General features: G+C 61.6%; 24 protein-coding genes. 13 read left to right on the plus strand and 11 right to left on the minus strand.

Annotation, left to right across the window (positions count from 1 at the left end):
* Positions 1-297: 297 nt before the first annotated feature.
* The 9 genes from PYH37_RS08790 (at position 298) to PYH37_RS08830 (ending at position 9,615) form a co-directional block, all read left to right on the plus strand.
* Positions 298-1,323: an ABC transporter substrate-binding protein gene (locus PYH37_RS08790; protein ID WP_280731034.1), complete on the plus strand. Its 1,026-nt coding sequence runs from the start codon at positions 298-300 to the stop codon at positions 1,321-1,323.
* Positions 1,324-1,451: 128 nt separating this feature from the next.
* Positions 1,452-2,957, plus strand: a complete 1,506-nt coding sequence (locus PYH37_RS08795) for a sugar ABC transporter ATP-binding protein (protein WP_280731035.1) — start codon at positions 1,452-1,454, stop codon at positions 2,955-2,957.
* On the plus strand, positions 2,957-3,949 hold the full coding sequence (locus PYH37_RS08800; RefSeq protein ID WP_280731036.1) for an ABC transporter permease: 993 nt from the start codon (positions 2,957-2,959) through the stop codon (positions 3,947-3,949). The genes PYH37_RS08795 and PYH37_RS08800 overlap by 1 nt, the downstream gene beginning before the upstream one ends.
* Positions 3,946-4,902 carry an ABC transporter permease gene (locus PYH37_RS08805; protein WP_280731037.1) on the plus strand — a complete coding sequence of 319 codons (957 nt, stop codon included), beginning with the start codon at positions 3,946-3,948 and terminating at the stop codon, positions 4,900-4,902. The genes PYH37_RS08800 and PYH37_RS08805 overlap by 4 nt, the downstream gene beginning before the upstream one ends.
* Positions 4,899-5,912 (plus strand): LacI family DNA-binding transcriptional regulator, encoded by a 1,014-nt coding sequence (locus PYH37_RS08810; protein WP_280731038.1) that lies wholly within the window; start codon positions 4,899-4,901, stop codon positions 5,910-5,912. Before PYH37_RS08805 ends, PYH37_RS08810 begins: the two co-directional genes overlap by 4 nt.
* 121 nt (positions 5,913-6,033) lie before the next feature.
* The gene (locus tag PYH37_RS08815) at positions 6,034-7,278 is read left to right on the plus strand and encodes a Gfo/Idh/MocA family protein (protein WP_280731039.1); all 1,245 of its coding nucleotides are present in this window, start codon (positions 6,034-6,036) and stop codon (positions 7,276-7,278) included.
* A gap of 141 nt (positions 7,279-7,419) precedes the next feature.
* Complete coding sequence (locus PYH37_RS08820; RefSeq protein WP_280731040.1) at positions 7,420-8,187, plus strand: 3-hydroxyacyl-CoA dehydrogenase; 768 nt, start codon at positions 7,420-7,422, stop codon at positions 8,185-8,187.
* Positions 8,188-8,502: 315 nt separating this feature from the next.
* Positions 8,503-9,150, plus strand: coding sequence for a BON domain-containing protein (locus PYH37_RS08825; protein WP_280731041.1), 648 nt, complete (start codon positions 8,503-8,505; stop codon positions 9,148-9,150).
* Between the two features lie 69 nt (positions 9,151-9,219).
* Complete coding sequence (locus tag PYH37_RS08830) at positions 9,220-9,615, plus strand: hypothetical protein (RefSeq protein WP_280731042.1); 396 nt, start codon at positions 9,220-9,222, stop codon at positions 9,613-9,615.
* Between the two features lie 10 nt (positions 9,616-9,625).
* Here the strand turns inward: PYH37_RS08830 and PYH37_RS08835 are convergent, their stop codons facing one another.
* The 8 genes from PYH37_RS08835 to PYH37_RS08870 form a co-directional block, all read right to left on the minus strand.
* A complete protein-coding gene (locus PYH37_RS08835) occupies positions 9,626-10,408 on the minus strand; it encodes an aldo/keto reductase family protein (protein ID WP_280731043.1) in 783 nt (260 codons plus the stop codon).
* Positions 10,409-10,858: 450 nt separating this feature from the next.
* The gene (locus PYH37_RS08840) at positions 10,859-12,616 is read right to left on the minus strand and encodes an adenylate/guanylate cyclase domain-containing protein (RefSeq protein ID WP_280731044.1); all 1,758 of its coding nucleotides are present in this window, start codon (positions 12,614-12,616) and stop codon (positions 10,859-10,861) included.
* Between the two features lie 286 nt (positions 12,617-12,902).
* Complete coding sequence (locus PYH37_RS08845; protein WP_280731045.1) at positions 12,903-13,151, minus strand: hypothetical protein; 249 nt, start codon at positions 13,149-13,151, stop codon at positions 12,903-12,905.
* A 166-nt stretch (positions 13,152-13,317) separates the two neighbouring features.
* A complete protein-coding gene (locus tag PYH37_RS08850; RefSeq protein ID WP_280731046.1) occupies positions 13,318-14,175 on the minus strand; it encodes a glycerophosphodiester phosphodiesterase in 858 nt (285 codons plus the stop codon).
* Positions 14,176-14,331: 156 nt separating this feature from the next.
* The gene (locus PYH37_RS08855; RefSeq protein WP_280731047.1) at positions 14,332-15,396 is read right to left on the minus strand and encodes an ABC transporter ATP-binding protein; all 1,065 of its coding nucleotides are present in this window, start codon (positions 15,394-15,396) and stop codon (positions 14,332-14,334) included.
* Between the two features lie 5 nt (positions 15,397-15,401).
* A complete protein-coding gene (locus PYH37_RS08860; protein WP_280731048.1) occupies positions 15,402-16,502 on the minus strand; it encodes a carbohydrate ABC transporter permease in 1,101 nt (366 codons plus the stop codon).
* A gap of 1 nt (position 16,503) precedes the next feature.
* Positions 16,504-17,457 carry a carbohydrate ABC transporter permease gene (locus tag PYH37_RS08865; RefSeq protein ID WP_280731049.1) on the minus strand — a complete coding sequence of 318 codons (954 nt, stop codon included), beginning with the start codon at positions 17,455-17,457 and terminating at the stop codon, positions 16,504-16,506.
* A gap of 75 nt (positions 17,458-17,532) precedes the next feature.
* Entirely contained in the window at positions 17,533-18,906 is a 1,374-nt protein-coding gene (locus PYH37_RS08870) for an ABC transporter substrate-binding protein (protein ID WP_280731050.1), read from the minus strand.
* A gap of 112 nt (positions 18,907-19,018) precedes the next feature.
* On the opposite strand from PYH37_RS08870, the gene PYH37_RS08875 reads away from it, so the two are divergent.
* The 4 genes from PYH37_RS08875 to PYH37_RS08890 are packed head-to-tail and all read left to right on the plus strand — an operon-like array spanning position 19,019 to position 22,798.
* Positions 19,019-20,041, plus strand: coding sequence for a LacI family DNA-binding transcriptional regulator (locus PYH37_RS08875; protein ID WP_280731051.1), 1,023 nt, complete (start codon positions 19,019-19,021; stop codon positions 20,039-20,041).
* 37 nt (positions 20,042-20,078) lie between these two features.
* Positions 20,079-20,888, plus strand: coding sequence for a glycerophosphodiester phosphodiesterase (locus tag PYH37_RS08880; protein WP_280731052.1), 810 nt, complete (start codon positions 20,079-20,081; stop codon positions 20,886-20,888).
* Positions 20,889-20,944: 56 nt separating this feature from the next.
* The gene (locus tag PYH37_RS08885) at positions 20,945-21,223 is read left to right on the plus strand and encodes an inositol monophosphatase family protein (protein ID WP_280736677.1); all 279 of its coding nucleotides are present in this window, start codon (positions 20,945-20,947) and stop codon (positions 21,221-21,223) included.
* 57 nt (positions 21,224-21,280) lie between these two features.
* Positions 21,281-22,798: a sulfatase gene (locus PYH37_RS08890; protein ID WP_280732451.1), complete on the plus strand. Its 1,518-nt coding sequence runs from the start codon at positions 21,281-21,283 to the stop codon at positions 22,796-22,798.
* 213 nt (positions 22,799-23,011) lie between these two features.
* On the opposite strand, the gene PYH37_RS08895 is transcribed toward PYH37_RS08890, so the two are convergent.
* From PYH37_RS08895 to PYH37_RS08905, 3 genes are all read right to left on the minus strand, one after another.
* Positions 23,012-24,409, minus strand: a complete 1,398-nt coding sequence (locus PYH37_RS08895; protein WP_280731054.1) for a carbohydrate ABC transporter permease — start codon at positions 24,407-24,409, stop codon at positions 23,012-23,014.
* Between the two features lie 2 nt (positions 24,410-24,411).
* A complete protein-coding gene (locus tag PYH37_RS08900) occupies positions 24,412-25,503 on the minus strand; it encodes a carbohydrate ABC transporter permease (protein ID WP_280731055.1) in 1,092 nt (363 codons plus the stop codon).
* A 68-nt stretch (positions 25,504-25,571) separates the two neighbouring features.
* Positions 25,572-26,792 carry an extracellular solute-binding protein gene (locus tag PYH37_RS08905; protein ID WP_280731056.1) on the minus strand — a complete coding sequence of 407 codons (1,221 nt, stop codon included), beginning with the start codon at positions 26,790-26,792 and terminating at the stop codon, positions 25,572-25,574.
* Positions 26,793-26,876: the final 84 nt, after the last annotated feature.

Genomic DNA, 26,876 nt, shown 5'->3' on the forward strand with positions numbered 1-26,876 from the left:
CGCCGCGTTCAGGCGCGGCGGACCTCCCTTGGCCGCTTTTGGGCATGCGCAAACGGCAGCGATGGCTGCAGGCCTCCCGGCCATCAGTGACGTCGAACGGTGAGAGCGGGTAGTCTCTCGAGAAGGCCGCGGCGGATCTGAAACTGTTTTGCCAGCCCCCCGCAAAATGCGATTCGATATTGCATAGCTTCCCTCCTCTTCGGCGGATGCACGTCCCCGTGGATATCGCAGGTAACACCCATTGAAATCGATTACATTTTCTGGCTTCATGGGCCCGGCAAGATTTGGGAGGATCTTATGAAGAAATTTATTGCTGCAGCCTTCGGCGCAGTCGCGTCCATTGTTATCTCGGCATCGGCGGTCAATGCGGAGACATTTAAGATAGGTCTCTCGAATGGTTGGGTCGGCAGCGAGTGGCGCACCCAGATGATCGATGAGGCGAAAGCAGCGGCCGCGAAATGGAAAGAGAAGGGAGTCGACGTCGAGGTTTCCGTCCAGAGCGCCAATGTCGACGTCCCCGGACAGATTGCCCATATCCGCAATTTCATCGCCGAAGGCGTGAACGCCATCATCGTCAATCCGAACAGCCCGACGGCCTTTGATCCGATTTTCGCGCAGGCGAAGGAAGCCGGCATCCTGGTTATCGCGACGGATGCGGAAGTCTCCTCGCCCGACGCGATCTATGTCGGCATCGACCAGACCGCCTGGGGTGCGGCGGGCGCCAAGTGGCTTGCCGAGACGCTCGACGGCAAGGGCAAGGTGGTCGCGATCAACGGCGTCGCCGGGCACCCGGCTAACGAGATGCGCGCCGCCGGCTACAAGCAGGTCTTCAAGGATTTTCCGGATATGCAGATCGTCAATGAAGTCAACGCCAATTGGGACCAGGCCCAGGGACAGCAGGCGATGCAGAACATCCTCGCCACATATCCCGATATCAACGGCGTGCTGGTACAGGACGGCATGGCTGCCGGCGCCTGGAAGTCGATCATGGATGCCGGCAAAAAGGATCAGATCGCGGCTACCGGCGAAATCCGCAAGGACTTCATCGACCTCTGGATCAAGGAAGAGCTGAACTCCGGCGCGACAGTAAACCCGCCCGGCGTGATGGCGAGCGCGCTCAACGTCGCCGTGCTGATGCTGCAGGGCAAAGAGCTGAAAGAGCCAGCCAAGGCCGGGCAATATAGCAACGCGCTCTATCTGCCGATCCCGTTCATCGATAGCCAGAATGTGCAGGAGGCGGCAAAGCAGCTCGAAGGCAAGCCCGGCCATTATTCCTATACGAGCTCGCTTTCGATCGAAGAGGCGGAAGCCCTCTTCAAGTGAGTCTTTCGAGGTCTGCGTGCGCCTTCCGGCCGCGCAGCTCCTCGACTCCAGAGTGGATGAGGAATAACGGTGAGTGGTTTTCCGCCGGCATCCCGCTCTAACCTTTAGAATTGCACGGACGAAGTTTCATGTCGAAATTGAAGCTGAGCGGCGTGAGCAAGGCTTACGGCGCGACTTTGGCGCTCCGGCGGGGCGATCTCGAAGTCATGGCCGGTGAGGTCCATGTGCTGATGGGATCGAACGGTTCCGGCAAGAGCACGTTGTGCAAGATCATCGCCGGCAGCGTGCGGCCGGACGCCGGCAAGATCCTCATCGACGATACGCCGGTCACTATTACCGGGCCGCGTTCGGCCCGCGCTCAGGGCATCGGCATCTTCTATCAGGAGCTGAGCCTGGCCGCCCACCGCTCGGTCGAGGAAAACATCTGCCTCGCCGCGCTGCCGATCAAAGCTCGTCTGTTCGTCGACCGGACGGCGCTGAAGGAACGCGCGGCGCGCTATATTGCGCTTTTCGAGGGCGTATCCGGCGACGAGTTCTCCGCCGACGCGTTGGTCGGCAATCTTCGCCCCGATCAGCGCCAGCTCGTCGAGATCATGAAGGCGCTGGCGAGCGAGGCGCCGCTCCTCATTTTCGACGAACCGACGTCGGCGCTCGATCGCGCTCAGGTCGAACGCTTTTTCGAGATCCTGCGCGATCTCAAGCTGCGCGGCCGCGGAATCATCTTCATTTCGCACCGGATGGATGAGATCAAGGCGATCGGCGATCGCGTCACCATCATCCGCGACGGCGAGACGATCACCACGCTCAACCTCGCCGAGACCGATGCCGCCTCGGTTATCCGGCTGATGGTGGGCGGCGCCGGCGACATGCCGGCTACGCAATCCTCGGCCCCTGCGGTCGTGAACCTCGCAGACGGAGCGGCGCTGACGGTACGGGATCTTTCCGGCGCCGGCTTCCGCAACATCAGCTTTGAACTTGCCCGCGGCGAAATACTCGGTTTCGGCGGGCTGCACGGCCAGGGCCAGTCGGCGCTGCTCAGGGCGATCTTCGGCGCGGGCTCGATTTCGTCCGGCGAAATCGTGCTCGCCGGCAGCCGCTTCGATGCCTCGAGCCCTCGCGATGCGATAAGGCGCGGTTGCGCCTATGTCTCCGGTGACCGCGGCCGCGACGGTGTCATCAGCGGCCGGCCGATCCTCGAGAACGTCACGCCCATCCACTATCTGCGCGACCGGCTGATGATTGCGAGCCCCTCGAGGCTCCGCGACAGGGTCGCGCCGGCACTCGAAAGCATGCACACCAAATTCGCCAGTCTCTTGCACCCGATAAATTCGCTTTCCGGCGGCAACCAGCAGAAGGTCATCATCGCCCGCTGGCTGATCGACCGCCCGGACGTGCTGCTGCTCGACGACCCGACCAAGGGCATCGATCTTTCGGCCAAGGCCGACCTTTTCGTGCTGATCCGGCAATTGGCGTCCGAAGGCCTCGGCATCGTCCTCTATTCCTCGGAGGATGCCGAACTGCTCGGCAACGCCAACCGCATCCTGGTCTTCAACGGCGGATCCATTAGCCGCGAACTGACGGGCGCGGAACGCACCCGATACAATCTTTATCAAGCCGCTTACGAGGCCGCGTGATGGCAGAGATCGCAATCAGCACGACATCACGGCGCGCCGGCGGCCTCCGCAAACTCCTTGAGCGCTACCCCTTTCTACCGGCACTCGCCATCGTCCTGGCGCTGCTGGCCTTGAACGGCATCTTCTCGCCCAACAGCCTGAGTTATCGGTCGCTGACCGGGCTCTTGAGCACCTATATGGCGCTGATCCTCCTCGCGATCGCCCAGACCTATGTCGTCTATGCGGGCGACATCGACCTATCGGCCGGCTCGATCCTCTCGCTCGTCAATGTCGCGATCATCGTCTTGATGGAGAGATGGGAAGGGGGTGCCGGCGCCGTGCTGCTGGCGCTTGCGCTTGGCTTGGTGCTGGGGCTTGCCTGCGGTGTCGTCAACGGGCTCGTGGTCGCGGCACTGCGCCTGCAGGCGATCGTCGCGACCTTTGCGACGAGCATCTTCTTCACCGGCCTCGCGCTTTACATTCTGCCCGTTGCCGGCACCCCGGCGCCGGCCCTGTTCTGGCGCACCTATGGCGGCCGGCTGCTGGGCCTGCCCTTCGTCTTCTATATCCTGGCGGCGCTGATCGTGCTGCTGCTGGTGCTCGGCCGCGCGCGCCTCACCACACAACTGCTCGCTGTCGGCGACGACCAGCAGGCGGCCTATCAGACCGGATTGCCGGTGGTCTCGATCAGGATCAGGGGCTATCTGCTCTGCGGCCTTTTCTCGGCCCTTGCCGCTTTCTGCATCACGGGCGACACGGCAAGCGGCGATCCGCTCGTCGGCGGCAAGATGACGCTCTACAGCGTCGCCGCCGTGGTGCTCGGCGGCAGCGCCCTTTCCGGCGGCTGGGGAACCGTGATCGGCTCGCTCTTGGGCGCGCTGACGATCGGGCTCATCAACTCGGTGGTGTTTTTCATGGGCACGCCGTCCGAGTGGCAGAATTTCGTGCAGGGCTTCGCGATCCTCATCGTGCTGATGGCGGGCGTGCTCGCCGGCCGGAGGGCGCGCCCATGAGCAACGTCCTTTCCTTTTTCCGTCAGCCGATCGTCGTCGCTCTGTTCTTGATCGTGGTGCTCCTCTATCTTGGCGAAATACTGTCGCCGGGCTTTGCCACCGGCGGGCAGATCCTGCGGCTGCTGATCGTTGCTTCACTGCTCGGCATCGTCGCGGCCGGGCAGAACGTCGTCATCCTCGGCGGCAGGGAGGGGATCGATCTCTCGGTCGGCGGCGTGGTGTCGCTGTCGGCGATCATTGCTGGCAACGTGATGAACGGTGGCGATGCGGGTATTTTGCCGGCTATCGCCGCCTGCCTTGCGGCCGGCGCCTTCTTCGGCCTGCTGAACGGCCTCGGGATCACGCTCCTGCGTATCCCGCCGCTGGTGATGACGCTCGGTATGCTCGGCGTGCTGCAGGGCCTGCTCGTCGTCATCCGCATGGGCATTCCCTCCGGCCGCGCCGCGCCTGCTCTTTCGAGCTTCGTCACCCAGCCGCTGGTCTTCGGCATTCCGGGCATCATCTGGCTCTGGATCGCCATCGGCATCCTCATGGCCTTCATGCTCAACCGCACCGTCTTCGGCCACCGCATCTACGCGATCGGCTCGAATGAACACGCAGCCTTCATGGCGGGCGTCCCGGTTAGGCTCATGCGCATCGCGCTCTTCATGATCTCCGGCATGTTCGCCGCGATCGCTGGCCTCTGCCTGCTCGGCTATTCCGGCTCGTCCTTCGCCAATGTCGGGGAACAGTACACGCTCACCTCCATCATTGCGGTCGTCTTCGGTGGCACCTCGCTTGCCGGCGGCAAGGGCGGTTATACCGGCACCATGGCCGGCGCGATCCTGCTCGTCATCCTGCAAGGGATTCTCACCACGGTGAATATCGACGAGTCCGGCCGGCAGATGGTGTTCGGGGCGACGCTGCTGCTGCTTATGACCTTCTACGGCCGCGGACGGGCAATGCGCGCATGAGGGACCGGCCGAAGATCAAGGATATCGCCGAGCGGGCAGGGGTGTCGGCCGCCACCGTCTCGCGCGCGCTCGCCGATTCCACCCTGGTCACGGCCGAGACGCGCCAGCGAATCCACGATCTCGCGCGCGAGCTCAACTACCGTCCGAATGTCAGTGCCCGCAACCTCAGGACCCGCAAGTCCATGTCGGTGCTGCTCGTCGTCCGCGACGTCGGCAACCCTTTTTACCTCGACATTTTGAAGGGCGTCGAGGCGACGGCACGGGAAGCCGGCTATTCGGTATTGATGGGCAATACCGAGAACGATCCGCTTCGCGAGCTCGAATATTTCAACATGCTGCGTGACGGCCATGCCGACGGCATGGTGCTGATGACGGGCAAGCTGCCGCCAGTGGGCGCAAGCCGCATCGGCGGCCTTCCCGTGGTTGTGGCGCTGGAGATGATCGAAGACTCCGGCCTGCCGCATGTCCAGGTGGACAATGTCGCCGCCGCGCGCGAGGCCGTAGAACACCTGATCGCGCTCGGGCATCGGCGCATCGCGCATATCAGCGGCCCGATTCCCGAACCGATGAGCCTCTACCGTCGCGAAGGCTATCGTCTGGCGATGGGTGATGCCGGCCTGGAAATCCCGGCAGACTATGAGGTGCGCGGCAACTTCCTGCTCGAAAGCGGACAGGAATGCTGCCAGGCGCTCTTCGACTTGCCCGAGCCGCCGACCGCGCTTTTTGTCGCCAACGATGAAATGGCCTATGGCGCCGTGCATGAGCTGCGACGCATGGGACGCGAGGTTCCGGGCGAGGTATCGGTCGTCGGTTTCGACGATCTCTATTTGAGCAAGGCCTTCTATCCGCCGCTGACGACCGTCAGGCAGCCGCGCGCCGAGATCGGCCGCACGGCCATGGGGCTCTTGCTCAGGATTCTTTCGGGCGGCGGCGTCGACGGCGGTGAACCGATCGTGTTGCCGACGGTTCTAAACATTCGAGGCAGCACGGCGCCACCTAGATCACGATGATTGGGTCGGACCAGAATCATAAACGTGATCAATTCTAAGAAGTGAGAGCGGGATGCGGGCGGAAAACCGCGCATACTTTCCTCATCCCGCTCTAACGGGTAGGCCATCCTGGGAGGAGAAAATGACGACATTACCGAAGCAAACGCTGCGCGTGGGATTCGTCGGAACTGGCTTCATCGCCCATTTCCATTTGAAATCGATGGTTGGCGTCCGCAATGTCGAGGTCACCGGCGTCTATAGCCGCAGTGCTGAAAACCGCGCGCGTTTCGCAGACGAGGTCGCAGCGCTCGGGCTCGGGAACTGCCGCGCCCATGAAAACCTGGAAGCGCTGCTCTCCGCCGGCGATATCGATGCGATCTGGATTCTCTCGCCGAACTACATCCGGCTCGACGTGATGCGGTCTCTGCATGCCGAAATCAAGGCGGGGCGCAGCAAGGTCTTTGCGGTTGCCTGCGAGAAGCCGCTCGCCCGCACCGTCGCTGAAGCGCGGGAAATGCTGCATCTCGTCGAGGATGCCGGCCTCAATCATGGCTATCTCGAAAACCAGGTCTTCTGTACGCCGGTGCTCCGCGGCAAGGAGATCATCTGGCGCCGCGCCGCCTCCACCACCGGCAGGCCCTATCTGGCACGCGCCGCGGAGGAGCATTCCGGTCCGCACGAGCCTTGGTTCTGGCAGGGCGACAAGCAGGGCGGCGGTGTGCTTTCCGATATGATGTGCCACAGCGTCGAGGTGGCGCGGCATCTTTTGACCGCGCCCGGCGCGCCGCGCAATTCCCTGAAGGTCAAGTCGGTGAACGGAACCGTCGCCAACCTGAAATGGATCCGTCCGAACTATGCTGACCAGCTGCGCCAGCGCTTCGGCCAAGAGGTGGATTACCGCAACCGCCCCTCGGAGGATTTTGCCCGCGCCACCGTCGCGCTAGAGGACGAGGACGGCAACGAGCTGATGATCGAGGCAACGACCTCCTGGGCCTATGTCGGCGCTGGCTTACGCATCCAGCTCGAGTTGCTCGGACCCGAATATGCACTGGAATACAATTCGTTGGGCACGGGCTTGAAGATATTCATGTCTCGCGCGGTGCAGGGCTCAGAGGGCGAGGATCTCGTTGAAAAGCAAAACGCCGAACAGGGTCTGATGCCGGTGCTGGAGGACGAGGCGGGCGTCTACGGCTATACGGACGAAAACCGGCATATGGTCGAATGCTTCCGAAAGGGCGTGAAGCCGCTGGAGACCTTCGAGGACGGCCTGGCGGTCGTCGAGATCCTGATGGGCCTCTATCGTTCGGCCGAGCTCGGCGCGACACTCCACTTCCCGGCGCCGGAGCTCGAAAATTACGTGCCGCTCGTGGCCCGCACCTCTGTCTGACGGAGATCGCTGCCCTCCGGCTATCGCCATGCGGCGGCACCCCTGGCTATAGTCTTTCGAAGATTCGGCGAACGACGGATACAGACGGGAGGACAGAATGATGCGGAAGAATCCGGCCATCGAGCCCAATGGAGTGCAGCCATGCTGATCCAGGAAAAGGTGTTTCTGGTTACCGGCGGTGGGTCGGGCCTCGGGGCGGCCGTCGCCCGGATGTTCGTCGCCGAAGGCGCTCATGTCGTCATTGCCGACGTCAACGTCGAGGCCGGTTCTGCGGTCGCCGAGGAGCTTGGTGCACGCGCGCACTTCGTGCGGACGGATGTCACGAGCGAGGCGGAAGGGGCCGCAGCCGTCGACACGGCGCTTCAGAGTTTCGGGCATCTCAACGGTCTGGTGAATTGCGCCGGCATTGCGCCCGGCGAGAAGGTGCTCGGGCGGGACGGGCCGCACCGTCTCGAAAGCTTCACTAGGGCGATCGGTATCAATCTGACCGGCACCTTCAACATGATCCGGCTTGCCGCCGCGGCGATCGGCAAGGAGAAACCGGATGCCGAGGGTAGTCGCGGCGTGATCGTCAACACCGCCTCCGTCGCTGCCTTCGACGGGCAGATCGGGCAGGCGGCCTACGCGGCTTCAAAGGGCGGTGTCGTGGCGATGACGCTGCCGATCGCGCGCGAGCTCGCGCGTCACGGCATCCGCGTCGTCTCGATCGCGCCCGGCATTTTCGAAACGCCGATGATGGCAGGCATGCCGCAGGAGGTGCAGGACGCGCTCGGCAAGAGCGTGCCGTTCCCGACGCGGCTCGGCCGTCCGGCGGAATATGCCGCGCTCGTACGGCATATCTGCGAGAACGAGATGCTGAACGGCGAGGTCATCCGGCTCGACGGTGCTCTGCGGATGGGGGCGCGATAGAGGCGCCTCGAGAGCGGGATGAGAGAGATCGATGAGGTTCTCCGACTGCATCGGGATGCCGCCGATCTCCAGATTGTGGCGGACCGAGATGAGGTGCCGTTGTGATTCCGTGAGCCGGCGGCGGGCGGAACAATATTCTGCCCGGGCGGTTGTGCGGGCGAGCATAGCGTTCCCGCTCAGCGCTCCGACTACGGAGAGTTGGTAGGGAGTTCCTGAACTGGGAGGAATTCCTGAACTGGGCGGAACAAGCGCAATTGGTGACCGTTTTTTTGAACGGGCGAGGCAGCCTCGCGATCCTCGCCGAGGAGACTGGCCATGGTAAATCGCGATCCTTACCGCAGTGATGAGCGCTCCCGCTATCCTGGCCGCCGCGACGACGCGAATGAGCGTCCGGGCAGGCGTGGCGCCGGTACGCGGGGTCCCCGTCCGGCGGACCGCATATCGGAACGGATATCCGGCGATGATGAAAACTGGAACGATTACGGCGGCACGGGCGTGCGCTACGGCGGCAGCTCAAGCGGCGGTTATGGCACAGGCGGCGCGGCCCTGGATTACCGCGACGTAGTTGGAAGCCGCTATGACTGGGAGCATCGCTACGCGGATGTCCGGCAAGTGTTCCCGGAAGAGGGTCGTCATCGAGGGCGCGGGCCTCGCAATTATACACGTTCGGATCAACGCATTCGCGAAGATGTGAGCGATTGGCTGACCGACGATCCGCATATCGACGCGTCGGACATCGAGGTGACGGTCGAGAGCGGAGAGGTCACGCTTTCCGGCACGGTCATGAGCCGGCCGGTCAAGCACCGCGCCGAGGACATCGCCGAATCTGTTTCCGGAGTGAGACAGGTCCAGAACAATCTGCGGATCCAGAGCAAGGCCGGTGTTCTCATGGGCGCCAGACGCAGTACCGGGACGCCGGATAGCTCGACCGGTGGTGAAGGCAACACCCCGACGATGTTCTAGACCCGGAACGCGTCCAGGCAGGACACGCTGCCCGCTTAGGCCCGCGGCCCTTAAACAGTGACTTATTGGATGGCGGGACTTGACCATGCGCAGGCGCCGGATGGTTTCCGCGTGCTCGTCGTCTTCGTGTTCTGCGCCGAGATCGAGGCCATATTCGGCCTCAGGATTCGAACGTGCCCCGATCAAGATGAACTCGCCGCCGCCGAAATCGAGGAGGCGAACATCCTTGCACGCAAAACTCCGCCCCCTGAATTCCTCCTGCAGCTTCTCCGGATAGTCGGCATCGTCCTCCTCACGCAGTCCGGCATTGGCAGGTTTGCCCTTCTCCGCGTTCCCGATCGACAGCGCGTAGCTCGCCTCGCGCGCGATCTGAAGATATCGCTCTCTTCCAGAACGCCCGTTCCGCGCTCCTGCTCGGGTCCAGCCATCGATTGTTCTCCTGGTGCTCTATCCTTCCGATCCTGAGATTTGATGCTCAAATATATGGAAGCGTCCCAAGCGACGAGTAGCGCTCGTTGAGGCCATTGAGGGTTTCCAAGTCGTGCTCGCTGATCTCGAAATCGAACACATCAATGTTCTCTTCGAGGTGTTGCCGCTGGTTGGCTTTGGGAATGGGGACCGTGGCGCGCTGCAGGTTCCATCGAATCAGCAGTTGCGCCGGCGATTTGCCGTATTTCGTGGCGATCTCTGAAAGTCTCTCGTCCCGCAGCCGTTTAGTGCGCGTGAGGGGGCTGTATGCCTGGATGACGATGTGCTTTTCCATCGCATAACGCAGCATGTCATCGCTGTAGCCGAACGGGCTCCACTCGATCTGATTGACGGTCGGGACTTCTCCCGTCGCATCTATCAACGCATCGATGAGGTCCGTCGAATAGTTACTGACGCCGATGTCTTTCGCGAGGCCATCCCCTTTCGCCCGGATCAGGCTCCGCCACAGATCTTCTCCCGCTCCTGTTCGCGGCGGACGGTGTATGAGCATGAGATCGGCATAGTCCAGCTGCAATTCGTCGAGATTTTTGCGTGTCGCTTGATATGCGTCACCCACTTCCTCCACTTTCGTGACTAGGTAGAAGTCCGCGCGTTCCATGCCGCTCCTGTTGATCCCGTCTGCGATGCCGGGCTGGGTCCCGTAATCTCCCGAGGTGTCGATCATACGATAGCCGAGTGTTAAAGCAGTTGCGATCGTGCCAGCCGTATCGTTCGTCAGTTGCCATGTGCCGACGCCCAGAACTGGCATCCTGTTGCCGGTGTGCAGCATTATCTCAGTCCTCGGGTCCATGATTTGTGCCTTTGCTTTGGCAGCGACGATCCGGCCAATCGATCCATGACGCCGCCGCGCCGTCCTCTCGTGCCAAACATCTGCTCGGGAGAAGTGTTCCGGCCGATCTCGCGGGATCGAGCTGCTCGGCAGACATACGCCTGTCGTTCATCGGGCAGGGAGTATGTGGCGAGACGGACGATCATCGATTGGGCGACCCGCCGGTGCGCCCGCGGCTGAACACAGCCGGAAGCGGGCGTTTCAGCCCTCGCAAGAATCGCGTTGCGGCGGCACAGCCACGGTGGCGGCAAAGCCACGGTGGTGAGCGGACCTTCGGGACCAGACAGTCCAAACTGAGCCGTTGTGCTGCCGAAAGCACAAACAGCATCGCGCTCGCTTCATAAGTCGGAATCCGCGGGTATGAGGCAGAAGCGCCATGTGCAATCGCACTCAGCTCATCGGAAGTCCTGCCGCTTGAAGGGCCGCGATGTCGGCCTCAAGTCGTGTCGTATCAGCGCGAAACTGGGTCTTTGCCCAGGAAGCCACAGTGAAGTCGCGGCGGACCGACAAAAGCTGCCGTGCGGTCTCTTCGGCTGCATCCCGCCGATCAATCTGCTGGTAGGCGATCACGAGGTCGGATAGACCAAACCCAGGGCTGCGAGCATTGTAGGCGTTGAAGGCCGCTATCGCGTCCTCAATCCTTCCTGCCAACCGATAAGCATTGCCGAGATGTCCAAAATAGAAGGCGGGAGGGTGCGGGCTAAGGGACATTGCCCTTTCGCCATGCTCTACCGCTTCTTTCGGGTATCCTGCAAAGGTAAGAACGAAGCACGCAAAGGTCGCTACATCGGCGGATCCCGGCGCGAGCTGTGTTGCCCTGCGGGCATGGTCCGCAGCTTCGCCGTACCGCGCTTGCAGAAGCAGGGCACAGCTTGAAACGGTATTTGCGTCGGGATTGTCAGGATCGAGGCCAAGTGCCCGGTCAGCATAGCTGAGTGCCTTATGGGTGGCTGTCTGCCTGTGGTCCCACCAGCCGAAGCGTGCATCGAGGTAGTGAATGAAGCCCACCATGGCATTGAGCGGGGCAGAATTGGGATCAAGAGCGAGCGCCCTCTGCCAGCAAGAAAGCGCGGTCGCCATGTTTTCCTTGGTGACCGCCTTACGAAAATAGTGCAGGCCCTTCACCCATTCAGTCCAGGCCCCGATGTTGCTGGTCGTCGTGTAATGCAGCCGCGCTTGCTCGCCGTCGGTCAAATTGACTTGCATCTCGGTTGCGAGAACGAGGGTAATTTCGTCCTGAACGGCGAAAATGTCGTCGGTCGCACGGTCATATCGTTCGGCCCAGACGTGCGAGCCGCTGGTGGCATCGATAAGCTGTGCGCTTATGCGAATGCGGTTGGCGCTCTTGCGAATGCTGCCTTCCAAGACATATTGCACCCCAAGTCGCTTCGCCGCCTCTCGAATGTCGATGGCATGCCCCTTGTACACAAAGCTGGAAGTGCGGGCGATGACGCGCAAGCCTGCCAATTTTGAGAGCGTTGTGATGATGTCGTCGACCAGGCCATCGGCGAAGAAATCCTGCTCTGGATCGCCGGACATGTTGGTGAACGGCAAGACTGCGATCGAAGGGATGCTGGCGGACTCCGTCGGAGTCTTAGCCGGCTCCTGCGCCGGTGAGCCATCGCCGCCCCAGTACCAGCCCCGCACCGGCGCCTCGATATTCTTGAGGGACAGCTCGCCAGCATCTGCAAACGCGACGCTGATTTTGCCTTTGATTTGAGCGTGCACGGCATCTGACACAAGAACGCCGGCCTTTGGTGCCCGCCCCTCCAGGCGGGCCGCCACATTGACCCCATCGCCAAAAATGTCCTCGCCATCGACGACGATATCACCGAGGTTCACACCGATGCGCAGATTGATCGGCTCTCGCCCCGGCTGTGAACTGTTGCGGTTCGCCATCGTCCTTTGAATCGCAACCGCGCATTCGACGGCGTCCACGGCACTGGCGAACTCCACCAATACGCCATCTCCCATCATCTTGACGATGCGGCCGCGGTATTCGGCAACCGTGGGATTGAAGCGCGTGTCCCAGATCTCGCGCATTGCCGCAAGCGTTCCTGCTTCGTCAGCTGCTATCAGCCGCGAATAGCCGACAACGTCAGCGGCGAGGATAGCGGCGAGGCGGCGCTGGGGTCTTCTTTCGGCCATCGGCTGAGATCGCTTTCGAGGGCAGAATGTGGATTTTATGTGATTGCTGCAGCAAGTGCATCCAGTTTCGAAGTTGTCGATTTCGCGCTGGGATACGCGGACAACCACAGCGGGTGGGAAGGGGAACTGGACGCATGAAGTCTGCGCCGAGCTCTGCCACAAAAGATGCGCTGGTCGCGCAAAGGTGCTCAATTCTTGCTCAACGTTCGGACCGCAACCGATCACGCGTCAGTCGCGTTGTCTACACACAGTCGGGCGCTCAGAGATGTTAGAAGATGGCACATAGTTACGTCATTCTTCGAACGACCCAGAGCGACCGGCCCGCATGAGCGATTCCGGACACGAGTCGAAGGCGAGGGTCATCTTTGAGCCGCTCAGCTTCAACCACATCAAGAAGCAGGACCTGCTGATCGGTCTCGTTTGCGTTCGGCGTAATCCACCAGCGCCGATCCTCGCAGCAAAGCCCGGCTTCCGGATGCTCCTGGAGGTACTCAATCGCATATTCGGCGTCCACTTTCCGCGGTCCCGCGTTCATTTGTTCTTTTCCTCCTCCCTCTGAGATCGCTTGGGGACTATACGTGATTATGGCGCCTGTTGCAGTGAGGACGATTTTTGCTGGCTGGCGTCGGGATGCAGCACACCGCTGCTAAACACACCGCCGACTGACACTCGCTATGGCATCGCTGTAGAGCGGAACATGCTCAAAGCGAGCGGATCAGGCGGAAGATCTCGCTCGGAACATCGGTCGTGACCTGGCGCACTTTCGCCTCCACAAGCGTACGCAGGATGGCGTCGCTGATGTCCCAGCCGGGATTGACCGTCCAGGCGTCCGTCTCAATGCCGAGGTCGAGCAGGCGCGCAACAAGGGGGAAGCCCTGGTTTTCCGCGGTAACGATGGCATCGAACCGGAGATAGGCGAGGCTCACGCCGGTCCTGCGCCGCTCGATGTGGCGCAGGAGCCGCTCCGGGTCGCGCAGACCCGGCTCGCGGGATACCGCCAGCATCGGGTCGTAGCCGAGCCGGGCTCCGGGAATGGCGGCGACGAGACGGCGTGCATCATCCAGATGATGCGATCCGACGACGATGGCGTCCGCCAGCCCGGCGACGGCCGCTGCCGCATCGGCGACCGCCGAATCCGGAAGCGTGTGTCCTTCGAGCAGCTTGAGGTCGAGCTGAAGGTTGGCCGACGGCGCTCTGGGCTGCCTTCGAAGCGGGGCTACCAACCCGGCGAGCGACAGGACCGGCGCATCGGGGTCGGGGGCGCCGTCGGCGTCCCGGTGGAAAAGCCCTCTCATCGATGCGATCGGCATGCGCGGAACGCGGCCGCGGCCGGTCGTCGAGGGACCGAGCGTCGGATCGTGGAGGACCGCGAAGCGGCCATCGGCGGTGGCGAGTATGTCGATCTCGAGGCTCGCGCCGAGCTGCCAGCCGAGGGCGAGGTTCGAACGCTTGAAGGGCGCCTCGGCGAGGTGCGTGCGAAGTTTGTGCCACTTGAGCCGGACAGGGCCATATGGACCCTCAACTGCCACCGGCGTGTTCGACATCTCAAACGCTGCCACCGGCGCGCCCTCCTGTCCGCCTACTGCATGTTTCCTCAAATCGAAGCCGATTTAAGGATAAAAACATGCAGCAATTCAAAGTGCTACAGCGACCTTTGCGCGTCTGATAAGACGCGCGGCGCTGTAGAGAAATGGGACGGCTGTCGCTCGATCGTGTCAAGCCGGTGCACGTACATGCGCGCCCGCAATGAGCTTCTGTCGCACCGTCTCGAACACAAGCGAATTCTCGGGCAGGAACCCGACCTTCACCTGCTCGCCTGTCGAGTGCCCAGCGGACGAACCCTGTTCAAGCACGCGAACGGCGCCCATCCCGGTTTCGACGACATAGAGGATCTCGCGACCCATCGGTTCGATCTGCGCGATGCGGCCGGCGAAGCCGGTATCCCCGAATCTGAGGTGCTCCGGCCTCAGCCCGACAGTCAGCGGCCCCGACGCGCCCTCGACCGGAAATCTGGCGCCGTTCACGGTAACCGTGCCGCCCTCGGCTTCGCCGGCAATGAGGTTGATGGGCGGCGAGCCGATGAAGCCGGCGACGAACAGGCTCGACGGCTTGAGATAGAGGTCGTCCGGCGTCCCGACCTGCTCGATCCGGCCGGCGCGCATGCAGATGATACGGTCGGCCATCGTCGTCGCCTCGATCTGGTCATGCGTGACGAGGACGGTCGTCACGCCGAGCTGCTCGTGCAGCGACTTGATCTCAGTCCGCATCGAAAGACGGAGCGAAGCGTCGAGGTTGGAGAGCGGCTCGTCGAGGAGCAGCAGCTGCGGCTCCTTCACGAGGGCGCGTGCAAGGGCGACGCGCTGCTGCTGGCCGCCGGAAAGCTCGCTGGGGCGACGATCCAGCAGCTCCGCGACCCGGACAAGGTCCGCGGCGGCCTTCACCCGGACGAGAGCTTCGTCGCGCGGCGTTTTCTTGAACCGCAGTGGAAACAGGATGTTGTCGCGCACGCTCATGTGCGGGTAGAGCGCGTAGGATTGAAAGACGATGCCGACATTGCGGTCGCGTGCCTCTACCTCGTTGACGACATGGCCGTCAAAGAGGAGCTCGCCGCCGCTCGGAAGATAGACGCCGGCGAGCATGAACAGGCTCGTCGACTTGCCGCAGCCGGATGGGCCGAGAAGTGCGACGAACTCGCCGTCCTCAATGACGAGGTTCATATCGGGAATCACCTCGACGGCGCCGAAGCGTTTCACCACGTTGCGGAATTCGATCTTCGCCATCGTCCTCAGCCCTTCACGCCGCCAATCGACATCTGCATGAGATAGCGCTGCGCGGCCATGTAGAGGATGAGACTCGGGACGAGGTAGAAGACGCCGACCGCAGAGACGACGCCGTAGTCGACGCCCATGACATCATCGCGTACCCAGTACATGTAGAGGCTCATTGTCCAGTTGCTGTTCCTGATCAGGAATGTGAACACGAAGATGTACTCTTCCCAGCCGCGGATGAAGGTGAAGACTGCGATGGCGAGGATGCCGTTCCTCACCTGCGGCAGCACCACGCTCACGAATGCCTGCCGCCGTGACGCGCCGTCGGTCAGCGCGCTCATCTCGATGTCCCACGGCACTGCGTCGAAGAAACCCTTCATGATGAAAATCGCAAACGGCAGTTCGAAGGCGACAAGCACAAGTATGACGCCGAAAAGCGTGTCCAGGAGCCCGATCCAGTAGAGCATCAGGAACATCGGCACGATCAGCGTCAGCACGGGGAAAGCGTGGAGCACCAGGAGCGAGCGCAGCATCGAGGAGCGGCCGGGGAACTGGAAGCGCGACAGGTAGTAGGCTGCCAATGAGGCGACGGTGACGACGATGGCGGTCTGCGCGCCGGCGATCAGGATCGAGTTGCCGAAGGCATGCCAGACGTTGGGAAACTGGACCGCGCCCTTGACTTCCCCGATCCGCGACCGCACCACCGAGGCGAAGTCCGGCTCCCACAGGAAGATGAAATTGCCGACGTGCAGGTCGGGGCCGACCAGCAGGGCGAAAGCGAAGGCAGCGATCGCGGCGACTGCGGCAATGCCGATCCATAGCTGGCGCCGGCTTTGCGCGAGCGCGGCAGTGAGCCAGAAGGCAACGACGGCCGGCACGACCACGGCCATCGAGCGCCACAGAACCGCTGTCTCGGCAACGCCGGTCCTGGCCGAGAACGCGATCGTGACGAGCCAGAAATAGGGGAGAATGATCGGCAGCGACACGGCGATCAGGAAGGCGTAGAGGACGACCGCCTTGGTGCGCCGGACGCCACGCGCCCGCGCTGCCAATGCATCCCAATCGACCGTCGGCTCGGATGCCGTCGTGGACGCCATGGGGATCGGTTGCGCGGCCATCTCAATGCACCTCGATACGCGGGCGCTGCAGCAGGCGCTCCATGTCGAAGAAGCGCCAGCCGATGAGCGCGACGACTACGCCGATGACGATGAGAAAAAGCGCAAGCGCCGCCCCGTAGGCGTATTGGCCGCTCTCGAAGGCGCGACGGTACACGTAAAGCGCATAGACAGTCGTGTCGTAGAACGGACCGCCCTTGGTGAGGAGCAGGATGTACTCGAAGCTGACCAGCAGCGAGAGTGTCTGGTAGATCGTCACAAAGCTGATCGGCCAACGCAGCGCCGGCAGGGTGATGAAGCGGATCTTTGCGAACGTTCCGGCGCCGTCCACTGCCGCGGCATGGAAAAGGTGCTCGGGAATCCCGCGGATCGCGGCGGTGAAGATGATCATGCCCATCGAAGCGCCGATGAAGCCGTTCGAGATGATGATGAGCGCGATCGGAGCCGAGGTCAGCAGGTCGAGCGGCGCGTCGAGGCCGAACGCCTGCATGAGGACCTGGTTTACGAGGCCTGCTTCGGTGGGGCTCACCGCCCACAGCCAGAGCAGGATGTAAAGGACTGACGGGCTCATCCGCGGCAGCAGCCACACGCCCCGGAAGAAGCTGCCGGATACATTCCTGATCGCCGTGGTGGTGATGGCGAGGATCAGGCCAAAGGTTACGTTGAAGATCGCCAGCGTGCCGAAGACGTAGATGAAGGTCAGCCCGATGACCTGCGACAACCGGCGATCGGTTCGAAAGACCTTCTCGTACTGCTCGGTGGTGAACTCGCTGATGCGGAGCGAGCGGCTGAGGTCGGTGAACGACACTGCGATATCGATGATCACCGGGACGACGAAGAAGAGGACCGTCAGGACGATCGCCGGGCCGAGAAAGATCACAAAGTTCGTGCGCCTGCGGGCCGCCGACCCCGCATGGCCGCGCCGCTCGATCGTGAGTTCATCTGCTATCGTCGTCATCGTTTGGCTCGCACGGCAGACGTCTTGCAACCCTCGACCCGGCGCGCCGGGTCGAGGTCGCGAGAGCGATCGGACCTATTTGACGATCACGTCCTCGAGGGAGGACGACGCCTCCCCAATGACGAAATCAGCTGCTTCCTGCGCCGACAGCCGCCCCGATTCTATGCCTTGAATCCCGGCATAGATAATGCCGTTGAGTTCGCCGAAGTGCGAGTTGTTGGGCAGGAACTTGGTGATCTTGAGCAGTTCGGTTGCCCTGGCGAGCGGCCAGGCCTTGGCATAGCGCGGGTCTTCGAGTTGCTCGGGTTTGATGCCGAGATGTGTCGTCGTGACCGCGTGATCGGTATTGAGGTCGGCCGCCGAAGCGTGGCCAAGCAGGCGGACGACGAGCTCCGGCTCCTTCGTGTCGGCAGCGATCGCATAGACGATCGGATGGGTCAGACTGACCGGCGAGCCGCCTTTCTGGGGTGCCGGGCCAGCGATCCAGCCCCAATCCGCGAAGAAGGCCTTCTCGTCCTGCGGCAGGCCATAGGTCGGGAACGCGACGCTGCCGAGATCCCAGATGCCGTACATCCAGAATGCGGCGTTGCCGGTGTAGAATTCCTTGCGCAGCGCATCGAATTCCATCGCCGTGTTGTTGGCCGGGATGACCCCTTCCTTCACCCCGCGCTCGAACCAACCGAAGGCGGCAGCGAGCTTGTCGCGCTCGAGGAGCAGGTTGCCGGTTTCCGGATCGACGAAGTTGCTGCCGTAGGCCTGGAAGACCATGATGTAGTCCGGACCCTTGTTCGGCCGGTGAAGCACGCCGTATTGCGCTTTTGTCTTGTCGACGACCTGCTTGGCGATATCCAGCACCTCGTCCATCGTCAGGTCGCCCGACAACGCCCGCTCCGGCATGGCGTCGACGAAGGCAGCGTCATAGCCGGCTTCGCGCAGGAGCTTCTTGTTATAGAAGAACATCCTCGCCTCGGCGTCCTGCGGAATCGCGTAGGTGCCGTCGGGACACTTCGCCGATGACCAAAGCGACGGAAAGATCGTGCCGAAGTGCTGAGGGTACTTGGCAATATAGTCGTCGAGCTTGAGAACGAAGCCATCCTCCTGGAAGGCGCAGATCCACTCATGCGCGGCGATGAATATATCGGGACCTTCGCCGATGCCGAACACCTTGAGAAGTTGTAGTGCGTCATCGTCGAATCCCTTGGCGGGGCTCTCGCGCACGGCAACCTCTACGCGCTTGGAGGAACCCTCGGTCTCAAGTTCCTTGTTCAGCCGCTCGGCAGCCTTGATCACATTGCCGGGGCGCAGCGGCCCGGATGGATCCTGACGCGACCAGAGCTCGAGCTTCACGGTTTCTTGCGCGAACAGAGGCGTCGCCGCAAGGAAGGCGGCACTGCCGCCCGCCAATACCGCGCTCAGAAGCGCAGCCGTTCCGATTTTCCAGTGAATCATCCTGATTTCCTCCCTGCCGCGACACGCTTTCATCGTGCCGTCATTGATTGTTGCAATGCTGTGCAACATGATTATGAATGCGCTTCGGGGAATGTCCAGCGGAGTCGAGCCGGTGTCGGATACCAGAGACAGCAGCCAGGGCCGCTTCGTGAGCGCCCAGGCAGTCGCCGAGCGTGCGGGCGTGTCCCGGTCGGCGGTCTCGCGGGCCTTCACCCCTGGCGCAAGCATCGCACCAGCAACGCTGGCGCGGGTGCGGGAGGCAGCCGCCGCGCTCGGATACCAAGTCAACGATCTCGCCCGCGGGCTTCTCGCCAATCGAAGCCGGCTGGTCGGGCTCGTGACCTCCGACGCCGATACTCCATTCCGAGCCCAGATGATTGCGGCCCTCTCGCACGCCTTGATCGAGCGCTCCAACGTGCCGGCGATCATCAGCATCGGCCCCACAGCGGACGATGTTGCGAATGCCAGCCGTCAGTTGCTGCGCTATCGCGCGGAGGCGACCGTCTTCCTCTCGGGCTCGCCGCCGGCCAGCCTTGTCGAGATCACGCGGCGAAACGGACAGCCGCTGATCCTGGTAAATCGGGCCGAGATCGGCCTCGACAGCGTCCATTGCGACGACAGGGACGGCGCGCAGCAGGCCTTTGAGGCCCTGTGCATGGCAGGAGCCTCCCGGTTCGCCGTGGTCAACACGGCGAACCCGAGCCCGAGCCTCGCCGCCCGCGAGCACGGTTTCGCTGAATTTGCCGCTGCTTCCGGATTCGAAGCGAGGATCGTTCGGGCCGGCCGCGCCGACTATGATGGCGGGCAAGAGGCGGCGCGACAGCTTCTGGAGAGCGGCCCGGCGCCCGACGCGGTCTTCTGCGTGAATGATCTCATGGCGTTCGGAACGCTCGATCACCTTCGCGGCGCGGGCCTGCGCGTGCCTGACGACGTTTCGGTCATCGGCTTCGACGATGTGCCCATCGCCGCATGGTCTTCCTACAGTCTGACCACGCTGCGACAAGATCCCCGGCGGATTGCCCGCGAGGTCGTATCGATTCTCGACCGGCGCCTCGCCGAACCCGACTCGCCGCCGATTTCCGTCTACTTCCGGGTCGAGCTCGTTGTTCGCGAAACAGTCAGAGCGCGCCGGTAGAGAAGTCGCGCTCTTACGATAGAGGATCAAATCAAATATGGCCTTCAGCTTCTTTGCCCGCGAAGCGGGACGTGTCCATGTCTGTGGCCACCGCGGCTACAGTCTCCATTACCCGGAGAATACGTTGCCGGCATTCGAAGCGGCAAAGGCCGCAGGGGCGACAACAGTCGAGATCGACGTCGTGCTGACCACAGACGGTGAGCCGATCGTCCTGCACGACTTGACCGTCGATAGGACGACAAACGGACACGGCTTTGCAGCCGACCTCAGCCTCGAGCAGATCCGCAGACTGGATGCGGGGGTCCGGTTTCATCGCGCTTTCGCCGGAACGAAGATCCCGACCTTGGCGGAGGCGCTCGAGTGGGCGAAGGCGGACAACATGGGGGTTGTGCTCGAAATCAAGGAGGTGGAGCGGCCGGACATTGCCGTTGATCACGTGGCAGCCTTGCTGCGAGCAACGGACACTGTCGACCGGGTCATTGTCATCAGCTTCGACCACGTGATGCTGAAGCGTGCGGTCGAGCGCCACCCGGGCCTCAGGACCGAAGCCATCACCCACGCCCGCCATGCCGACCTCGTCGGGGTGTTGAAGGCGTGCAGCGCGAACTCGGTCTCGATCGAGCTTGACATGTTCCGCACCGACGATGCGAAGGCGTTGCATGAAGCGGGCTTCAGCACCCGCGTACACGTGCCTCGTCCCGACGTGCTCGCCCCGTATTGGCGCGGCGGACGCGATCCCTTGCCGAAGCTCGTGCAATGGATCGCCGACGGGCTCATCGACACGATCTCGGGTGATGACGTGCCGTTCATCGCCATGCTCGTCAAGCGCGCCGGCCGCGCCGGCTGAGGCCCCATCGAGATCAGCCGACCATAGCCGATAGCTCTCGACGATCGTCTGCGGCGGTGGAAGCCGTCGTGCGCGAGACGGACCGTGAATGCGAAGATCTCATTGTCGCTGACCTCGCCCGTCAGTTTCCGGACGATAGCTTTCTCGGCAAAGTGCGAAGGCTTCGCACCCCGCAGGCGTCTGCGGTCTGGGTGATCGACCGGATCGATGGCACCCACGACTTCCTCACCGGAATTCCGGTCTGGTGCGTCTCTTTGGGTCTGGTCGTCGGCGGCGAGCTGGCGCTCGGGATTTCTACAATCCACTTGCGGCCGCTTTTTTTTCGGCGAAAATAAGTGGCGGCGCCTTCCTGCTGCATTCGGCAGCTCTGAATGAGGGACAGCCGAGGCTCGATGAAGGCCGTCTTCGTACTCTTTGATTCGCTGAACCGCCACGTGCTCGCCCCGTACGGGGGAAAGCGGGTGCCGACGCCCAATTTCGCCCGCTTGGCCGATCGCACCGCAACATTCGAGCGCCACTATGTCGGCAGCCTGCCCTGCATGCCGGCGCGCCGCGACCTGCAGACCGGACGGCTCAGCTTTCTCCACAGGAGCTGGGGACCGCTTGAGCCGTTCGACAATTCCTTTCCCGAGCTGCTGCGCCGGGCCGCCTCTTATAGCCACCTCGTCACTGACCACTTCCACTATTTCGAGGATGGCGGCGCCACCTATCACACCCGGTATGACAGCTACGACTTCATCCGCGGGCAGGAGGGCGACCCGTGGAAAGCCATGGTGCAGCCACCATGGGAGCGCCTTCGCCAGATGTATCATGAGCGGCAATTCAGCCAGTCCGCACGCGACAAGTTTCGGCGCAACATCGTGAACCGCGAGTTCATCAAGGACGAGAGCGAGTTCCCGTCGGTGCGCTGCTTCGGCGCCGGACTGGAGTTCCTCGAGCGCAACCGAACCGCGGACAACTGGCTCCTGCAGATCGAGACATTCGACCCGCATGAACCCTTCACCGCGCCCGAGCGGTTTCGCGAGGAATTCAGGACGGGCTGGAACGGTCCGGTTCGCGACTGGCCGCGCTACGGGCGCGTCGACGAACTGCCGGAAGAGTGCGAGGAATTGCGGGCCAACTACTACGCCGTCGTCGCGCTTTGCGATTTCCTCATCGGGCAGCTTCTCGATTATTTCGATGCGCACGACCTTTGGCGCGACACCGCGCTTGTTGTCACCACCGATCACGGCTTTCTTCTCGGCGAGCACGATTTCTGGGCGAAGAACCGGATGAACATGTATGAGGAGATCGTGCATATCCCGCTCTTCGTGCACGATCCGCGCCGGCCGGGAAGCGCCGGCGTCCGGCGGTCGGCTCTGACCCAGACCATCGATCTCGCGCCGACATTCCTCGATCTGTTCGACGTGCGGGCCGTTGCCGAGATGCAGGGGCATTCGCTCTTGCCGCTGCTCGACGCCGATCGCTCGCTGCGGGAGGGCGCACTGTTCGGCTATTTCGGCGGTGCGATCAACGTGACGGACGGACGCTATACCTATCACCGGTTCCCGCCCGACCCTCGCTCCCAGGAGCTCTATCAATACACATTGATGCCGACGCACATCTGGGAGCCCTTCACGCCGGAGGAACTCGCTGGAGCCTCGCTTGCACAGCCAATGCCCTTCACGAAGGGAGCGCCGGTCCTCAAGATACCGGTGATCGAGCGGTCCCCCATCTTCGACAACTACGGTCCCGGCGCGCTCCTTGAGAGTGAAACACGGCTCTACGATCTCGCTGATGATCCAGGGCAGAATACACCCCTTTTCTCCCCGGAGATCGAGCACGCAATGACCCGTCTCATGCAGGATATCATGCGCGCCAATGATGCTCCGCCCGAAGCTTATGCACGTATTGCGATTGTGGCTAAGTAATATAGGACGCTCGTTAGAGCTGCCGGGCGTCCATCGATGTGGTCATCCGATTCAACATTGAACGCGATTCCACCCCGTTGATGGATCAACTGCGGTCCCTCGAATGTCCAGCCATGAACACTTAGGTGGCACGTACGTGCAAGAAACCGCCGCTCGGCGTGACAAGCTCACCGGGAGCCATGCCCCTTCCATTAAGGATTCACTGGAACCAACCTATTTGATGCCTTCGTTGATCTGATTGGAAATGATGTAACGTTGGAAAAGGACGAACAGGATCACCACTGGGACGATCGAGATAAAGGCACCAGCCAGCACCAGGCCCCAATCCGCTTGCGCGCCGCCGAACGAACGGCGAAGGCTGAGAAGGCCGACTTGGATCGTAAGGGAACTGGGCGGACTGGTGATCAGAACGAATGGCCAGAAAAAGTCGTTCCAGGCCCCCTGAAACGCAAGGATTGCATTGACCATCAGAGCCGGTTTGGCATTGGGCAGCACAATCCTCCAGAACACCTGAAACCGGTTTGCACCATCGACGATAGCCGCTTCCTCGATCTCTTTCGGGAAGCCTTCGAAGAACTGTTTCATGAGGAGGACGTGCGCGGAGACCACAACCACGACGATCACGCTCCAAGGCGTGTTGAGAAGTGACAGATCCCGGAATATCAGATAGTTGGAGACGAAGGTGACCTGCGCTGGGATGGTCATTGAAAAGAGCATTGCCGCAAAGAAGAAGCGCGCGCCGATCAACTTCAATCGCGCGAGTGCGTAACCCGCCAAACTCGCAACTATGAGAGTCAGGACGACCCGACCAACGGCGATCACGAAGCTGTTGACGAGCCAGTTTCCGAACAGGCTCTTTCCGGTCTGAAGATCCGCCGTTTCGTTAATGACACGCCGATAGTTGTTGAAAATCAGCCCAAGCGCGCCGGGGGTAATGTTGTCCCAACTGAGAAGCCGTCCCCGCCGCTCCGTTCGCGATGGCGACAGAGTGCTGTCAACAAGGGATTGCGATCTCGGAGCGGTCAGATTGAGGGGGGTACGCTCAATCGTCGGACCGTCCCGCCGGTCCGGATCATAGGCGATTTCATAGGTAAACGTTCGCGTTTGCCAGACTTCGGTCCGGCCGCCGTCGTCGTCACGCACACTCATTGTTCCGGAGCGAACGTCCTTAAGCATAATCGATGCATAATCGGCCGCATAGTCGCGGGTGAGGGCTGCGGCAATCCCGGATCCGGGGCGACGACGGGGGATCTCCGCTTTTGGTTCTTCAATGGTGACGTTCGTGGGAGCGGCATAGGTGGCGTTGAACGTCACTCTGGCGCCCGGCGCAAAACCACCCCACCAGGGGGCACCGGCCCCTTGCTCGCCCAAACCGGCCGCAGCGAACCAGGCAGCCGGATTGACCTGATCGAATCCCAGTCGGAACGGACGTTCCAGGGGATCGACCTTCAAACTCGCAACAAACGCCAGGATGAACGTGCCCGTCATAACCGTGCCAATGGCAATGAGGGCGAGATAGAGCCAGACGCCCACAGCAAGTTGTCGTCTGCGAAGGGCCTTCGCCGGAAGGCGTTGCTCCGAGTACTGCAATTGCGAAACGTTGACGCTCACGATCAGTCAAGCCTTTCCTTCACGCCAATGATTTTCTGGACATAGACCACAGCAATCGTCAGCGCCCCGAGGATCAATGCCGCAGCGCTGGCAACACCAATCCTCGACGATGCGCCGGCTGGAAATGCGTTTTCGAAGATGTAGTACGCGAGAGTGATACGGCTGCTGAGCGGTGCCGCATCGCCGAGGATGGCAACCTGGTCAAACATCTGCAGCGTACCGATAATCCCCATCGTCACGACCGCAAACGTTACCGGTCTAAGTGCCGGCACGGTAATATACCGAAAACGTTGAAAGGCGTTCGCGCCATCGATCTCGGCCGCCTCGTACAGGGCATGAGGGATCGACTGCAGGCCGGCGAGAAAGAGCAGCATGAGCGTTGGCATAGTCGTGAAGATGTTCATCATCGCGACAGACCAGAGCGTCGTGGGCATGAACAGAAACCGCTGCTGCGTGTTGAGCCAGGAGATGAGGAACGTCTCCTCGTAGATTGGCAACGGCTGCCAAAAGGCGCTTAAGATAGTCGCGCCGATGGCTACTGTGAGCGCAATCAGCAAGAAAAACGGATCCACGTTGGAGATGCCGTCATACTTCCGGCTCGCGTTGAGAACGAGCGCCCCTTGGGCAAAGGCTAGGCAAGCGAGGAACAGCAGGACGTAGAGGCGATAGTTGACGAGAAATTGTACAAAACCGGTTATCAATCCGTCCCGCTGAAATAGCCAGAGGAAGATCAGCGTCATCGCCGCGCTCGACATGATGCAAGGCAGATAGAAGACAGTCCGGACAAAGCCTTTTCCGCGCACTGCCTGGTTGACCAGGACGGAGAGAAGGAGCGCCAGGATCGTTTGCGCCGTCGTAACGACGAGGGAAAAACCGATCGTATTCCCGAGCGCGGTCAAAAAAAGTGGATCCGACAGCAGTGTCAAATAGTTCGACAGACCGACAAATGTCGGAGCTTGAAACAAATCGAAGTCGGTGACACTGAAATAGGCGGTTCTAACGATCGCATACACAAAGAACAGCATCATGGATATCGCGAAAGGCAGCATGAAGAGCCAACCGCTGATCTCCTCTGATTTCCTCACTTGTGGCATGAAACGTCCTCCCGGCGTTTGACATGCGGCGCCCTGCTATTGTGGTACTTGTTTTGAGTTCCGCTTGGTCATTTGGCGTGCAGTTGATCGACCCGGGCTTGAGCTGCCGCTAGCGCCGAATTCACATCCGTTTCGCCAAGCATCACCGAATTGATCGCCGCATTGATCGGCTGCATCCAGCTTCCGCCAATATCGCCGAAGAAGTACGGCATGACGTGATCATCTGACAAACCATCAAAGACGACACGGCTCGACTTTTGCTCTGGTTGATCGCCGTTAAGCCACACGTTGTCGACCAGACCCTTGCGGCTCGGCAGGGCCAAGCCTTGCTCCAGCACCCATTGCTGGGCCTCCTCGCTCGTCAGGAGCTCCGCGACCATCTGGGCGGCCTTCGCAACCCTTGAGCCTGCATTGACCGTCCAGCCGACAGTGAAGACGATATTGCCGCGTTTTCCGCTGATCGGATCCCTGGGCATACGCACGGTCCCGAAGTTGAGGTTTGGCGCACTGTCCCGGAGAACACCGAGGATCCAGGCGCCCTCGATCGCAATCGCCGCACGTTCCGAGGCCAGGCAACCCCCGCTCCAGCTTTGCCCAACGTCTGCGGCCATGATCGCGGCCCCGGATTTGACCAGCCCGGTATAGAATTCAAAAGCTCGGCGAAAGTCGTCGTCAAACACCGTTTTTCCATCGACATCGAAGGGCTGCCAGCCGGTTGCCAGAGCAAAGGCGCCAAAGCGCGCATACTCCGGAACAATGCAAAGTCCATCGACCTCAGGTAGCGCCTTGTGCACGGCGACTAGCTTTTGTTCGAGCGTTGCCCATGTGTCGTCGTCGCTGGGATACGCGACACCAGCATCATCGAAGATGTCCTTATTGAAATGAACGGCCAGCGTGTTGAAGTCTTTTGGAAGTGAAAGCAAAGTGCCCTTGTAGGTGAAGGCTTCGATCAAATTCGGTGAGAAATCCGAAACGTCGGAATTGATTGGCATAGCTTGACCGGCACTGAAAATGGAGCGCGCCCAAAAAATATCGGTGTAGAACAAATCTGGCGCGGTGCCGGCGGAAAGGCCATTGAGGATGAACTGCGAGAAATCGCCATCCACGGGCTCGTATGTCACCGAGATGCCGGCTGTGGAAAGCTTGTCGGCGAGGACATTGGTCAATAGACCGTTGACGATCGCAACTTCAGATCCTCCCCAACCTGAAATTCGTACTGTCTCCTTACAGGTCGCTGGCCAAGCCACCATCGCAGCGGTGGCGAAAGCGGCAGCCATGCGAATGAACATGATGATCCTCCTCCGATCACATTGGATCAATGACTACGAGGTTTGCGCCGATGAGGCTGACAGGAACGAGGTGGGCACGCGGCG

The sequence above is a fragment of the Sinorhizobium numidicum genome, from assembly GCF_029892045.1.
GTDB lineage: Bacteria > Pseudomonadota > Alphaproteobacteria > Rhizobiales > Rhizobiaceae > Sinorhizobium > Sinorhizobium numidicum.